The following is a 13384-nucleotide window of genomic DNA, read 5'->3' as shown; positions in this document are numbered from 1 at the left end:
CCCACCGACGAGACGTCGGTGGGCGGGGCGGAGCCGTTTCGGGTCCGGGTGCGGCTCAGCCGACCGGGCGGCCGGTCACCAGGGCCGTGATCTCCGCGGCGAGCTCGGGGCCGAGGGTGCCCCAGCCCTCCTTGTAGCCGTAGACGCCGGCCAGCGTGCGGGCCTCGTAGTCGCCGTTCATGACCTCGACGTCCTCGGCCGTGATCAGGGCCGGGTGGGCGACGCCGAGGGCGGAGGAGACCTTCGTCAGCTCCTTGCGCAGGGTGCGCAGGTAGACGGCGGCGCGGGTGGCCTTCGACTCCGGGTCGAGGCCGCGGGCCAGCCACGGGTTCTGGGTGGCGATGCCGGTCGGGCACTTGTCGGTGTGGCACTTCTGGGCCTGGATGCAGCCGATCGACAGCATCGCCTCGCGCGCCACGTTGATCATGTCGACGCCGAGGGCGAAGGCCACCGCGGCGTTCTCCGGCAGACCGAGCTTGCCGGAGCCGATGAAGGTCAGCTCGTCGGTGAGCCCGAGTTCGGCGAAGGTGCCGTAGACCCGGGAGAAGCCCATCCGGAACGGCAGGGACACCGAGTCGGCGAAGATCCGCGGCGCCGCGCCGGTGCCGCCCTCGCCGCCGTCGACGGTCACGAAGTCGACGCCGCGGTCGCCGCGCGCCATCAGGCCCGCGAGCTCCTGCCAGAAGTCCAGCTCGCCCACCGCGCTCTTGATCCCGACGGGCAGGCCGGTCTCGGCGGCGAGCAGCTCGACGAAGTCCAGCATCGAGTCGACGTCGCCGAACGCGCTGTGCCGCGAGGGCGAGGCGCAGTCCTTTCCGGCCGGGATGCCGCGGATCGCGGCGATCTCCGGGGTCACCTTCGCGCCGGGCAGCATGCTTCCGAGGCCCGGCTTGGCGCCCTGGGAGAGCTTGATCTCGATCGCCCGGACCGGGGCGCCGGCGACCACGTCCTTGAGCTTGTCGAGGTTGAAGCTGCCGTCCTCGTTGCGGCAGCCGAAGTACGAGGTGCCCAGCTGCAGGACCAGGTCGCCGCCGCGCCGGTGGTACGGGGAGAGGCCGCCCTCGCCGGTGTTGTGCATCGCGCCGGCCAGTGCCGCGCCCTCGTTGAGCGCGGTGATCGCCGCGCCGGAGAGCGAGCCGAAGCTCATCGCGGAGATGTTCACCACGCTGCCCGGCCGGAACGCCCTGGCGCGGCCGCGCGGCCCGCCCAGCACCTTGGCCGAGGGCAGTGCCGCCTGCGGGTCGTGCGCGTCGGGCAGCGCCCCGGCGAAGGTGCGCTGCTTCAGGTAGGCGCGGCCCTGGGCGTGCGCGACGTCGACCTCGGTGCCGAAGCCGAAGTAGTTGTTCTCCTCCTTCGCCGACGCGTAGATCCAGGTGCGCTGGTCGCGGCTGAACGGCCGCTCCTCCTCGTTGGAGGTCACGATGTACTGCCGCAGCTCCGGGCCGATCCGCTCCAGCAGGTACCGGGCGTGTCCGACGACCGGGAAGTTCCGGAGCAGCGCGTGCCGCTTCTGCACGAGGTCGCGGGCCGCGAGCGCGGCCACCGCGGCCGCGGCGGCGGTGCCGATCGTGCGGGCTTTCATGGACGTTCCCCCCTCGGGTCCGGCCCGTCCCCGTTGACGGAGCCGTCGTACGGTGGTGCGAGCCGATGCTAGGAGGCCCGGCGGACCGGGCTGCGGCCAGGGGGGCAGGTGCGGGTCGGGCATACTCGGGTGGGTGAGTATCGCAGCGCAGACCCGTAGCCTCCCCGTTCCCGACGGCCTGGAGGGCGAGCGGCTGGACGCCGCCCTGGCCCGGATGTTCGGGTTCTCCCGCACCAAGGCCGCCGAGCTGGCCGCCGACGGCAAGGTGACCCTGGACGGCGCGGTGGCCGGGAAGTCGGACCGGGTCACCGCCGGGTCCTGGCTGGAGGTGGAGATCCCGGCGCCCGCCGCGCCGGTGCAGATCGTCGCCGAGGCCGTCGAGGGCATGCGGATCATCCACGACGACGAGCACATCGTGGTCATCGACAAGCCGGTCGGCGTCGCCGCCCACCCCAGCCCCGGCTGGACCGGCACCACCGTGATCGGCGGTCTGGCCGCGGCCGGCTACCGGATCTCCACCTCGGGCGCCGCCGAGCGCCAGGGCGTGGTGCACCGCCTCGACGTCGGCACCTCCGGGATCATGGTGGTCGCCAAGTCCGAGCGCGCCTACACCGACCTGAAGCGCCAGTTCCACGACCGGGTCACCGAGAAGCGCTACAACGCGCTCGTCCAGGGCCACCCCGACCCGCTGTCCGGCACCGTCGACGCGCCGATCGGCCGACACCCCAGCAGCGACTGGAAGTGGGCGGTCACCCGCGACGGCAAGCCGTCGGTCACCCACTACGACCTGATCGAGGCCTACCGCGCCGCCTCGCTGCTCGACATCAAGCTGGAGACCGGCCGCACCCACCAGATCCGGGTGCACATGTCCGCGCTGCGGCACCCGTGCGTGGGCGACCTCACCTACGGCGCCGACCCGACGCTGGCCAAGCGGCTCGGCCTGACCCGGCAGTGGCTGCACGCCGTGTCGCTGGGCTTCGAGCACCCCGAGGACGGCCGCTGGGTGGAGTTCACCAGCAGCTACCCCGAGGACCTGCAGAACGCGCTCGACGTGATCGCGGCGGAGAGCTGACATGACCGTCGAGATCCGGGTCGCGGGCACCGAGGACGAACTGGCGCTGGTGCGCGCCGTGCGGCGCGAGGTGTTCGTCGAGGAGCAGAACGTCCCCGAGGAGCTGGAGTACGACGCGTACGACGCGACCTCGCTGCACCTGCTGGCGACCGGGGCGGACGGCGCGGCGCTCGGCACCGCCCGGCTGATCTCGCGCGCGCAGGCGCTGGAGGTCACCGGCGGCGTCGCCGACCGGGTGCTGCTCGTCCGGCTCGCCGTGGTGCGGTCCGCCCGCGGCACCGGGCTCGGGGCGCGGCTGGTGCGCGCGGTCGAGGAGCAGGGCCGGGAACGCGGTGCCGTCACGCTGGAGCTGCACGCCCAGGTCGCGGCGCCGGGCTTCTACGAGCGGCTCGGCTACGCGGCCGAGGGCCCGGTCTACCAGGACGCGGGCATCGCGCACCGGACCATGACCCGGGTGCTGTAGGCGCCCTACTCGGTCCGCACCCGGGGCAGCGCCTCCGGGTGACGGTCCCTCAGGTGGGCCAGCAGGTACTCCCGGACGGCCAGTTTGAGGGCCGCGGCGTCGTCCGGGCTGCGGGCGGTCATCATGGCGCGGACCACGATGGTGGACGGCGTGCTGTCGGTGACGGTCAGGGACCACTCCTGGCCGTCCCACAGGTCGGTGCTGTCCAGGTGGTGTTTGAGCTCGGTGCGCAGCGCCTCGACCGGCGTGCGGTGGTCGACGTGGAGCAGCACCCAGGCGAGCAGACCCGGGTCGCGGCGGGTCCAGTTCTCGAACGGCTTCGAGACGAAGTAGGAGACCGGGACGACCAGGCGGCGGTGGTCCCACAGCCGGAGCACCAGGTAGGAGAGGGTGATCTCCTCGACGGTGCCCTGCTGCCCCTCCAGGACGACGGTGTCGCCGATCCGGACGGTGTCGCTGAAGGCGATCTGCAGTCCCGCGAAGAAGTTGCCGAGCGCGGACTGGGCGGCGATGCCCGCGACGATGCCGATGATGCCGGCCGAGGCGAGCAGGCTGGCGCCCACGGTGCGCATCGCGTCGAAGGTCAGCAGCATCGCGCCGACCGTGACCACCACGACCACCGCGGAGCCGACCCGGCGGACCAGGCCGAGCTGGGTGCGCACCCGCCCCACCCGGGAGGCGTCCTCGGTGACCGTCTCGTAGCGGCGGAAGACCGTCTCCAGCACGGCGGCCAGGACCCGGACAGTGAGCCACCCGAGGCTGGCGATCAGCACCAGCAGGACGCCGTGGCGGATGTCGTCGTCCTCGGTGTGGAAGATCTTCCGGACCGGCTGCACGGCGAGCAACAGGACCGACAGCAGCACCAGTTGGAGCGGGACGCGGCACCGCCGGAGCAGCGCCCAGACCGGCGTGTCGGGGTGTCGCACGGAGAGCTTCTGCAGGACCTGGTCGACCAGCCAGCCGGCGAAGAGGGTGGCCAGCACGGCGGTGAGCAGGCTGGCGAGCGGCCAGAACACGGGTCACCTCGCGGGGCGCTGGGCGGTGCGGGACCGGACGGTGGGGGATTTGCACCATATCGCGGTGGATTGCGGGTGTTCGGGAGCGGCGGGCGGGACCGGCCGCCCGGCGTGATGCGAAGGACCCGCCCTAACGGATCCCCTACTAGCGGCGCGGTTAGGATCACCGGTCATGGGCTTCGGTGGGGCGTGGCGCGGGTGGCTGACACGTCGTAGGGCGGCGGTGGCGGCCGTAGTGGTCGCTGCGCTGCTGGTCGGCGGTGGCGCGGTCGCGATGGCCGGCGAGCCGGCCGCGGTGCACCGGGAGGACCGGTTCCTGGAGCTGCCGGAGGTCGCGGGCAGCGCGCAGACCGTGCGGATCGACACCTCCTTCTTCACCTCCGGCGGCTCGGAGCGGCGCCCGGCGGTGCTGCTGGCGCACGGCTTCGGCGGGTCGAAGGACGACGAGCGGGCGCGGGCCGAGGAGCTGGCCCGCGCCGGGTACGCGGTGCTGACCTGGTCGGCGCGCGGCTTCGGGCACTCCACCGGGCGGATCGGGCTGAACCAGCCGGAGCGCGAGGTCGCGGACGTCTCCCGGCTGGTGGACTGGCTGGCGCAGCGCCCCGAGGTGCAGTTGGACGGCGCGGGCGACCCGCGGGTGGGCGTCACCGGCGCGTCGTACGGCGGCGCGGTGTCGCTGCTGGCGGCCGGGTACGACACCCGGATCGACGCGATCGCGCCGCAGATCACCTGGTGGAACCTGGCGGACGCGCTGTTCCCGCAGGCCGCGCAGGGCTCCTCGGCGGCCGACGGGGTGTTCAAGAAGCTGTGGGCCGGGATCTTCTTCACGACCGGCTCGGCCTCCGCCACCGGCGGGCCGGGCGCGGCGGGGCGCTCGCCGGAGCCGGGCCCGGTGGGCTGCGGACGGTTCCAGGACGAGCTGTGCGCGATGTACAACCGGGTCGCGGCGAGCGGGCGGCCGGACGCCGACGCGGTGGCGGTACTGGAGCGCTCCAGCCCGTCCTCGGTGGCGTCGCGGATCAAGGTGCCGACCCTGGTGACGCAGGGTCAGCAGGACTCGCTCTTCCCGCTCGACCAGGGCGACGCGATCGCCCGGGCGGTGGCGGCGAACGGCGCGCCGGTGGCGGTGGACTGGTTCGGCGCCGGCCACGACGGCGGGCAGGAGACCAGCACCCGGGCCGACGCCCGGGTGACCGCCTGGTTCGACCACTACCTGAAGGGCGCCTCGAACGGCACCGGCCCCGCGTTCCGGGTCACCCGCACCGGCGGGGTGGACTCCACCGGCTTCCAGGCGGTGCTGCGCGGCGCGGACGCCGACGCCTACCCCGGCCTGGACGGTACCGCGCGGCGCAGCGTCGAGCTGACGGGCCGTGAGCAGGCCATCGCCAACCCGCCGGGCGGCGCGCCGCCGAACATCTCCACGCTGCCCGGCATCGGGGCGCTGGCGCAGCTCTCCTCGGTGGGCGCGGGCCTGGCGCTGGACTTCCCCGGGCAGTTCGCGGGCTTCGACTCCCAGCCGCTGGCGACCTCGCTGCACCTGACCGGTGCGCCGACCGTCTCGGTGCACGTCCAGGCGGACACCCCGGAGGCGGTGCTGTTCGCCAAGCTGTACGACGTGGGCGCGGACGGCAAGCAGTCGCTGCCGCAGCAACTGGTCGCCCCGCTGCGGGTGACCGGCGCCGACGCCCCCGGCGGGCGGACGGTGCAGGTGCGGCTGCCCGCCGTCGACCACGACTTCCCGGCCGGGCACCGGCTGCGGCTGGTGCTGGCCAGCACCGACCTGGCGTACGCCACGCCCGCGCAGGCCGCCACCTACCGGGTGGCCGCCGCCGGGCCGCTGAGCCTGCCGACCGTCGACGGGCTGACCACCGAGTCCGCGCCGCTGCCCGCCCGCACCTGGGTGCTGCCGCTGGTCGCGCTGGCGATCGGCGCACTGCTGGTGTTCGGCCGCCGGCGGCGCGACGCGGTGCCCGCGCCGGACCCGGCGCTGGCCGACGTGCCGCTGCAGATCACCGGCCTGTCGAAGCGTTACCGGGGCTCGGCCGACCGGTACGCGGTGCGCGAGCTGTCGCTGCGGGTGGAGGCCGGGCAGGTGCTCGGCCTGCTCGGGCCGAACGGCGCGGGCAAGACCACCACGCTGCGGATGCTGATGGGCCTGATCCGGCCCGACGAGGGCGAGATCCGGGTGTTCGGGCACGCGGTGCGGCCCGGGGCGCCGGTGCTCTCCCGGGTCGGCTCGTTCGTCGAAGGCGCCGGGTTCCTGCCGCACCTCTCCGGCCGGGCCAACCTGGAGTCGTACTGGGCGGCCACCGGCCGTCCGGTCGAGGACGCGCACTTCGCCGAGGCGCTGGAGATCGCCGGGCTCGGCGACGCGCTGGAGCGGGCGGTGCGCACCTACTCGCAGGGCATGCGGCAGCGCCTGGCCATCGCCCAGGCCATGCTGGGCCTGCCCGACCTGCTGATCCTCGACGAGCCGACCAACGGGCTGGACCCGCCGCAGATCCGCGAGATGCGGGAGGTGATGGTCCGTTACGCCGCCGCCGGGCGCACCGTCATCGTCTCCAGCCACCTGCTCGCCGAGGTCGAGCAGTCCTGCACCCACCTGGTGGTGATGGAGCGCGGCCGCCTGGTCACCGCCGGGCCGACCGCGGAGATCACCGGCGCGGGCGAGCAGCTGCTGGTCACCGTCGACGCGGGCTTCGACGGCGCGGCGGCCGTCGCCGAGAAGCTGGCCGCGCTGCCCGGCGTGGCCGCCGCCGAGGCGACGGACGGCGGGCTGCTGGTCCGCCTCGACGGGCTGCCCGCGAGCCGGCTGACCGCCGAACTGGTGCGCCTGGGCGTCCCGGTGGCGGGCGTCGGCCCGCAGCGACGGCTGGAGGACGCCTTCCTGTCCCTGATCCGAGGAGCGGCTTGAGCGAGCGGTGGGGGCACCTCCCGGCCGCCAAGGCTGGGGGAGAGCTCATCAGTAGGGCTGCGCGTTGTGCGAGAGCACGCGACGAGCGAAGCGAGGAGTGGGCATGAGCACCGTAGTGGACCCCGCCCAGGGCACCGCCGCGCCCGGCTACCGGCCGAGCCGGACGCTGCCGCTGCGGGTCGAGGCGATGCGGCAGCTGCGCCGCCGCCGCACCCTGGTGGTCGGCGCGGTGCTCGCCGTGCTGCCGTTCATCGTGCTGGCCGCCTTCCAGATCGGCGGCACGCCGGACCGCGCCGACCGGACCACCTTCATCGAACTGGCCACCGCGTCCGGGCCGAACTTCGCCACCACGCTGCTCTTCATGGGCACCGGCTTCCTGCTGGTGATCCCGGTGGCGCTGTTCTGCGGCGACACGGTGGCCTCCGAGGCGAGCTGGTCCTCGCTGCGGTACCTGCTGTCCGCGCCGGTGCCGCGGGCGCGGCTGCTGGTGCGCAAGTTCACCGTGGCGCTGGCGTTCTCCGCCGCCGCGGTGGTCCTGCTGCCGACGGTCGCCCTGCTGGTCGGCACCGCCGCGTACGGCTGGGGCGACCTCAAGCTGCCCACCGGCGTCAGCCTCTCCGCGACCGAGGCGCTGCCCCGGCTGGCGATCGCCGTCGCCTACGTCTTCCTCGCCCAGATCGTGGTCGGCGCGCTCGCCTTCTGGCTCTCCACCGCCACCGACGCCCCGCTCGGCGCGGTCGGCGGCGCCGTCTTCGCCTCCATCGTCACCGGCGTCCTGGACGCCGTCACCGCCCTCGGCTCCCTGCGCGAGTGGTTCCCCGCCCACTGGCAGTACGCCTGGGCCGACGCCCTGCAGCCGCAGCTCGAATGGGGCGGCATGCTGCAGGGCGTCGTCCTCTCGCTGTCCTACTCCGTCATCCTGCTGGCGCTGGCCTTCCGCGGCTTCGCCCGCAAGGACGTGGTGTCCTGACGGAGGGTCAGGCCTGGCGCAGGCGCCAGAGCTGGTCGATCCAGGCCGGGTTGCAGTCGTACTGGAAGGCCTGGGAGCCGGGGTTCAGGTTCTGGATCACCAGGCACTTGCCCGAGTACATGTTGATCAGTTCCCAACCCGCCCAGCCGTTGGAGCGGATCTTCCACTTCTGGTTGGCCCCGCCGGTGCAGGTCCACTGCCGGACCGGCGCACCGTTGTCGGTGCGCCAGTCGGCGACCTCCAGGCACTGGGCGCTGTTCTCGTTGCTCACCTGGAAGCCGACGTCGCCGCTGTCGGGGTGGAACCACCACTTCTGGTCGTCGTAGTTGTCGCAGTAGTACTGGAAGGCCCGCGCGCCCTCGGTGTAGCCCTGGGTCACCACGCACTGGCCGCTGTTGATGTTCTGGATCTGGTACTTGAACGACGTGTCGAAGATGATCCCGTCGTCGGCCTGGGCCGGTACCGCAACCGCGGCCAGGGCGGCGGCGGAGAACAGTACGGCGAGGCCGCGCTTCAGCTTGTTCATGGTCATGTCCTCGTGGTTTGTGTACGAGGGAACTCCCCCCGCCGGAAGGATGCCAGGGAGAAGGCTGGTGCGAAAGCGAACTTTAGGTAACGAAGGTTCAGGGCAATGTAGTTGACTGATCATCAGCGCACGTCGCCGGCAGTCGTCTGGATGACCGGGCACTTGCCCGAGTACGCGTTGACCAGTCCCATGCCCACGTACTGGAACACGGGAGCGCCCTCGGCGTAGCCCCGGGTCAACGCACACTGGCCGCTGTTGACGTCCTGGATCCGGTAGGGCGGCGAGGTGTCGATGCTGACGTTGTCGTCGGCCCGGGCCGGTTCCGGCACCGCGGTGATCGCCTGCATGGGCGTCCCGAGTTCCGACTGCGGCAACGGGCAGGGCCTGATGGTCTGGTCGGGCAACGGCCGGGCCGGCCAGCGGTTCGACGTGACCGTGCCCGTGGGCCGGTACCACCACGCGGTCTGCCCGACCGCCCACAGCAGGTTGTGCGTGTCCCGGGCCGGGTGGCCGTCAGCCGAAGCGGAAGAGCTGGGACTTGGCGCCGGGGGTGCAGCTCTCCACGGTGAGCTGGTTGCCGGAGCCGTGGTCGGTGAGGCAGCTGCCGGGGCCGTAGGGGAACTTGACCTGGAAGGTGCCGCTGCCGGCGTCGGCCAGCGCCCAGACCGTGGTGTCGCCGTAGGAGGTGGAGCCGCCGAGTTCGGCGATGGAGGGGCTCCCGGCGTAGCGGACGCCGAGGGCGGTGCTGCCGGGCTTGCAGGCGGTGAAGGTGGTCATGCCGGTGTCGTCGGTGGTCTTGATCCAGCCGTACCCGGTGTAGCCGCCGGCCACCACGGAGACGCCCGCGGTGAGGCTGTCCGAGCCGAGGCCGATGGCCAGGCCGTCGCCGACGTTGGTGAGGCGGCCCCAGCCCGAGCCGCCGCAACCGTTCGCGGGGGTGGTGGGCTTGGCGGTGGTCGGCTTGGGCTGGCTCGGCGGGGTGGTCGTGGTGGAGCCCGAACCGCCCGCGTTGCCCCCGGCGTTGCCGCCCGCGGCCGCGCCGCCGCCGACCGCACCTCCGGCCGCCGCACCGCCGCCCGCCGCGTTGCCGCCGACGGCGGTGCCCGGGTTGCTGCCCGTCCCGGTGCCCGTGCCGGGGTTGCTACCGGTGCCCGCGGCGGGTGCGCCGTCGGGCGGGGTGCCGGGCGGCAGCGGGTTCCCGGCGGCGTCGGTGGCGGGCGGGGCGGTGGACCCGGCGGCCGGTGCGCCGGCGGAGGGGCCGGTGGCGGCGACCGGGGAGCCGGTGGCGCCCGGGGTGCCGGAGGACTTGGCGACGGCCGCGCCGCCCGGGCCGGACTGCCAGGGCATCAGGTCGAGTTGGTGCGCGGTGACGCCGCCGGTGACCACCACCAGCGGCAGGACCAGCGCGACCAGGCGGCGGCGGTTGCGGCTGTCCCGGCTCGGGGTGGGCTCGGTCCGCGCCTCGGCGGCCACCGGAGCGGCCGGGGCGGGCGCGGCGGGCGCGGCGGGTGACGCCTCGTCGGGGCCGGCCAGGGCCACCACCGCGCCGAGCCCGGCGGGGGTGGACATCGCCTGCCGGGCGGCGACGGCCATCGCGGCGGCGTCCGGGTAGCGGTCCTGCGGCTGCTTGGCGAGCGCCCGGGCGACCACCGCGCGCACCGGCGCGGGGACGCCCTCGGGCAGCTCCGGCAGCGGGTCGCGGACGTGCTTGAGGACCACCTCCAGCGGCGTCTCGCCGTTGAACGGCAGCTTGCCGGCCAGCAGTTCGTACAGCACCACGCCGACCGAGTACAGGTCGGAGGCGGCCGAGGCGTCCTTGCCCTCGGCGCGTTCCGGGGCCATGTACAGGGCGGTGCCGATCACCGCGTGGGCGGTGGTGATCCGGGTGTCGGCCAGGGTGCGGGCGATGCCGAAGTCGGTGACGGTGACCCGGCCGTCCTGGTCCACCATCAGGTTGGACGGCTTGATGTCGCGGTGCACGATGCCCTGCTGGTGGGCGGCGTGCAGCGCGTCGAGCACCTGCGCGGCGACGTCCAGCGCCCGGTCCGGCGGGTAACTCCCCTTGCGGCCGCGGACCTTGTCCAGCGGACCGCCGGCGAGCAGTTCCATCACGATGTAGGCGGTCTTCGCGGTCGGGTCGGACCCGTCCTCGCCGTAGTCGTGGATGTGCACCACGCCGCGGTGGTTCATCGCGGCCAGCACGGTCGCCTCGCGGCGGAACCGGGCGGCGAAGGTCTCGTCCTCCATCAGCGCCGGCAGCACGATCTTCACCGCGACCTGACGGCCCAGCACCCGGTCGTCGGCGCGCCAGACCTCGCCCATCGCGCCGCTGCCGAGCCGCTCCGTCAGGGCGTAGCGGCCCCCGAGTACCGTCCCCCGACCCCACATCTGTCCGCTCCCCCAAGCGTGCTGGACAACCTGTCAGCAATGAAGTCTGGCTGCTCACGGGTCCGATGGGAAGACGGATCCGATGAGCTGACCATCATCCGGCGGCACTCTACACCCCGTTGGCACCCCCAACCGTTCGGCTGCGGCCGAGCACTGACGTACGGTCAGGGCAGAGCCGATCCGACCCGACCGACCCGCTGGAGCGCCCATGGAACCCGTGCCGATCGACTTCGCCGCCGCCGGGCCCGCGGCGCGGCCGCTGGGGGTGCGGTGGATCCACGGGTCGCCGTCGGCCAAGCACGACACCGACCCCGAGCTGCAGGTGTACGCGTACGACGAGCACACGGTGATCCTGCGTCAGAACATGGCGGTCAACTACGAGGCGCCGTTCCTGTTCCTGCTGTTCGGGAACGAGCGGGCGGTGCTGGTGGACACCGGGGCCACCGCCGAGGCCGCGTACCTGCCGCTGCGGCGGACGGTGGACGAGCTGCTCGAGGGGTGGCTGGCGCGGCACCCGCGGGACGGGTACGGGCTGCTGGTGCTGCACACCCACCCGCACGGCGACCACGTCGCCGGGGACGGGCAGTTCGCGGACCGGCCGGGCACCGAGCTGGTCGGTGCGGCCATCGAACACGCCTGGCCCTACTTCGGGTTCGACGCCGACCCGGACGCGGTGGCCCGGATCGACCTCGGCGGCCGGGTGCTGGAGTGCCTGGCCACCCCCGGGCACCACCGGGCCGCCGTCACCTTCTTCGACCCGTGGACCGGGTTCCTGCTGACCGGCGACACCGTCTACCCGGGGCGGCTGTACATCGAGGACTGGGCGGCGTTCACCCGCACCGTCGACCGGCTGATCGACTTCGCCGGCCGACGGAACGTCACCCACGTGCTGGGCTGCCACATCGAGATGACCGCCGAACCGGGCGTCGACTACCCGATCCGGAGCACCCACCAGCCCGACGAGCCGCCGCTGGAGCTGAACCCCGGCCACCTCCGGGAGATCCGCGAGGCGCTCACCGCGCTCGGCGGGCAGCCGCAGCGGACGGCGCTGCCGCGGTTCGTGCTCTGGCCCGACGAGTGACGCCGACCCAGGAGTGACGCTCCGCGGCCCACGCGCCGCTACCGGTCCAGCCGGGCATCGGCGGCCAGGACGGCGACCAGCTCGTCCACCCGGTGCTCCGGCAGGCCGCGGGAGGTGAACCAGGCGCCGACGTTGCGCACGTCGCGCTCCAGGAAGGAACGGCCGCGCGGGTTGGCGACCACGTCCACGATCTGCGGGACGTCGATGATCACCAGGCGGCCGCGGTGCACCAGGATGTTGTACGCCGAGAGGTCGCCGTGCGCGTACCCGCCGAGCGCGAGCAGCGACAGGCTGCGGCCGAGCTGCGCCCACAGGTCGTCGACATCGGCCTCCTCGGCCCGGAGTTGGGCGAGGCGGGGCGCGGCGACGCCGTTCTCGTCGCCGACGAACTCCATCAGGATCTCCGTCCCGGTGATCTGCACCGGGTACGGCACCGCCACCCCGGCCGACCAGAGCCGGCTCAGCGCGGCGAACTCGGCGCCCGCCCACTGCCCGGCGATCGCCTCCTTGCCGAACGCCGTCCGCTTCTCCATCGCCCGGCTGATCCGGGACTCCTTGTGCCGGCGGCCCTCCAGGTAGCCGGAGTCGCGGTGGAACATGCGGTGCTGCGCGTCCCGGTACCGCTTGGCGGCCATCAGGGTGCGGCGGTCGGTGCCCGGCACGGAGCGCTCCAGCAGGAAGACGTCTGCCTCCTTGCCGGTCTTCACGATGCCGAGCTCGGTGTCGACGGCGGCCAGCTCCGTCACCACCCAGCCGGGGCGCGGTTCGGGGCCCTTCTCGGTCGGCGTGGACTGGTCCCAGGTCGACCAGCGGTCGCCCTCGGCCGGGCCGTCGGTGACCGGGGCTTCGTCGGCGTCGTCGTTGTCGTCGTAGTCACCGAACTCGTCGGCGAGGAGGGGGAAGTACTCGACCTCGGCATCGTCGAACCGGTCGGACCGGCGGCCGCGTCGAGGGGCGCCCTTGGGGCGGATACGGGAGAAGGAATCGTTGTCGGCAAAGCGCTCACGCACTGCGGTGGCTCCAGGGGAGTGGCCCACCGGGGCGCGGTGTGACGCGCTGTCAGCCGGTGGGGAGGTGACGGAAGAGGAGGGCGTATGGCGCGCACGCGAAGGCGCGCCGCGACACGGCGGCAACCATCCGGACACACCTCCTCTTCGTCAGGCCCGCACCCGGTACTTCGGGCGGACGTGAACACCCTAGTGAGCTGAGCGCAGGGCGCAAGCGATTTATTGAAGTTTGCCATCAGGTCGAATCCCTCCCATCATGGGGAGTGATAGGGAAGGAATCTCAATGATCGTGTCAAGCCGTCTGCGTGACCGACGGGGCGGAGGTGAACAGCCTCTTGTCACGCAGCATCGCCCACAGCACATCG

General features: G+C 73.4%; 11 protein-coding genes. 5 read left to right on the top strand and 6 right to left on the bottom strand.

Annotation, left to right across the window (positions count from 1 at the left end):
* Positions 1-55: 55 nt before the first annotated feature.
* A complete protein-coding gene (locus AB0K51_RS33720; RefSeq protein ID WP_363461941.1) occupies positions 56-1582 on the bottom strand; it encodes an FMN-binding glutamate synthase family protein in 1527 nt (508 codons plus the stop codon).
* Between the two features lie 133 nt (positions 1583-1715).
* Between AB0K51_RS33720 and AB0K51_RS33715 the strand changes: the two genes are divergently transcribed.
* Together AB0K51_RS33715 and AB0K51_RS33710 are read left to right on the top strand one after the other, a co-directional pair.
* Positions 1716-2654, top strand: a complete 939-nt coding sequence (locus tag AB0K51_RS33715) for an RluA family pseudouridine synthase (RefSeq protein ID WP_363461939.1) — start codon at positions 1716-1718, stop codon at positions 2652-2654.
* Between the two features lies 1 nt (position 2655).
* Positions 2656-3117 carry a GNAT family N-acetyltransferase gene (locus AB0K51_RS33710; RefSeq protein WP_363461937.1) on the top strand — a complete coding sequence of 154 codons (462 nt, stop codon included), beginning with the start codon at positions 2656-2658 and terminating at the stop codon, positions 3115-3117.
* A gap of 5 nt (positions 3118-3122) precedes the next feature.
* Here the strand turns inward: AB0K51_RS33710 and AB0K51_RS33705 are convergent, their stop codons facing one another.
* Positions 3123-4133, bottom strand: a complete 1011-nt coding sequence (locus AB0K51_RS33705) for a mechanosensitive ion channel domain-containing protein (protein ID WP_363461935.1) — start codon at positions 4131-4133, stop codon at positions 3123-3125.
* Positions 4134-4305: 172 nt separating this feature from the next.
* Between AB0K51_RS33705 and AB0K51_RS33700 the strand changes: the two genes are divergently transcribed.
* A complete protein-coding gene (locus AB0K51_RS33700; protein ID WP_363461933.1) occupies positions 4306-7047 on the top strand; it encodes an alpha/beta fold hydrolase in 2742 nt (913 codons plus the stop codon).
* A gap of 103 nt (positions 7048-7150) precedes the next feature.
* Complete coding sequence (locus tag AB0K51_RS33695) at positions 7151-8017, top strand: ABC transporter permease (RefSeq protein WP_363461931.1); 867 nt, start codon at positions 7151-7153, stop codon at positions 8015-8017.
* 7 nt (positions 8018-8024) lie between these two features.
* Here AB0K51_RS33695 and AB0K51_RS33690 read toward each other — a convergent pair whose 3' ends face one another.
* The 3 genes from AB0K51_RS33690 to AB0K51_RS33680 all read right to left on the bottom strand — a co-directional run bounded on the left by AB0K51_RS33690 (position 8025) and on the right by AB0K51_RS33680 (position 10931).
* Positions 8025-8543 (bottom strand): RICIN domain-containing protein, encoded by a 519-nt coding sequence (locus AB0K51_RS33690; RefSeq protein ID WP_363461929.1) that lies wholly within the window; start codon positions 8541-8543, stop codon positions 8025-8027.
* A 122-nt stretch (positions 8544-8665) separates the two neighbouring features.
* Positions 8666-8890, bottom strand: a complete 225-nt coding sequence (locus AB0K51_RS33685) for a hypothetical protein (protein WP_363461927.1) — start codon at positions 8888-8890, stop codon at positions 8666-8668.
* Positions 8891-9056: 166 nt separating this feature from the next.
* Positions 9057-10931, bottom strand: a complete 1875-nt coding sequence (locus tag AB0K51_RS33680; RefSeq protein ID WP_363461925.1) for a protein kinase — start codon at positions 10929-10931, stop codon at positions 9057-9059.
* A 208-nt stretch (positions 10932-11139) separates the two neighbouring features.
* On the opposite strand from AB0K51_RS33680, the gene AB0K51_RS33675 reads away from it, so the two are divergent.
* Positions 11140-12012: an MBL fold metallo-hydrolase gene (locus AB0K51_RS33675; RefSeq protein ID WP_363461923.1), complete on the top strand. Its 873-nt coding sequence runs from the start codon at positions 11140-11142 to the stop codon at positions 12010-12012.
* A 38-nt stretch (positions 12013-12050) separates the two neighbouring features.
* Here the strand turns inward: AB0K51_RS33675 and AB0K51_RS33670 are convergent, their stop codons facing one another.
* Positions 12051-13022, bottom strand: a complete 972-nt coding sequence (locus AB0K51_RS33670) for an RIO1 family regulatory kinase/ATPase (RefSeq protein WP_363461921.1) — start codon at positions 13020-13022, stop codon at positions 12051-12053.
* Positions 13023-13384 lie beyond the last annotated feature (362 nt).

The organism is Kitasatospora sp. NPDC049285, assembly GCF_040678815.1.
In the GTDB taxonomy this organism is placed as follows: Bacteria; Actinomycetota; Actinomycetes; order Streptomycetales; family Streptomycetaceae; genus Kitasatospora.
This window is presented reverse-complemented; position numbering and strand designations above follow the sequence as displayed.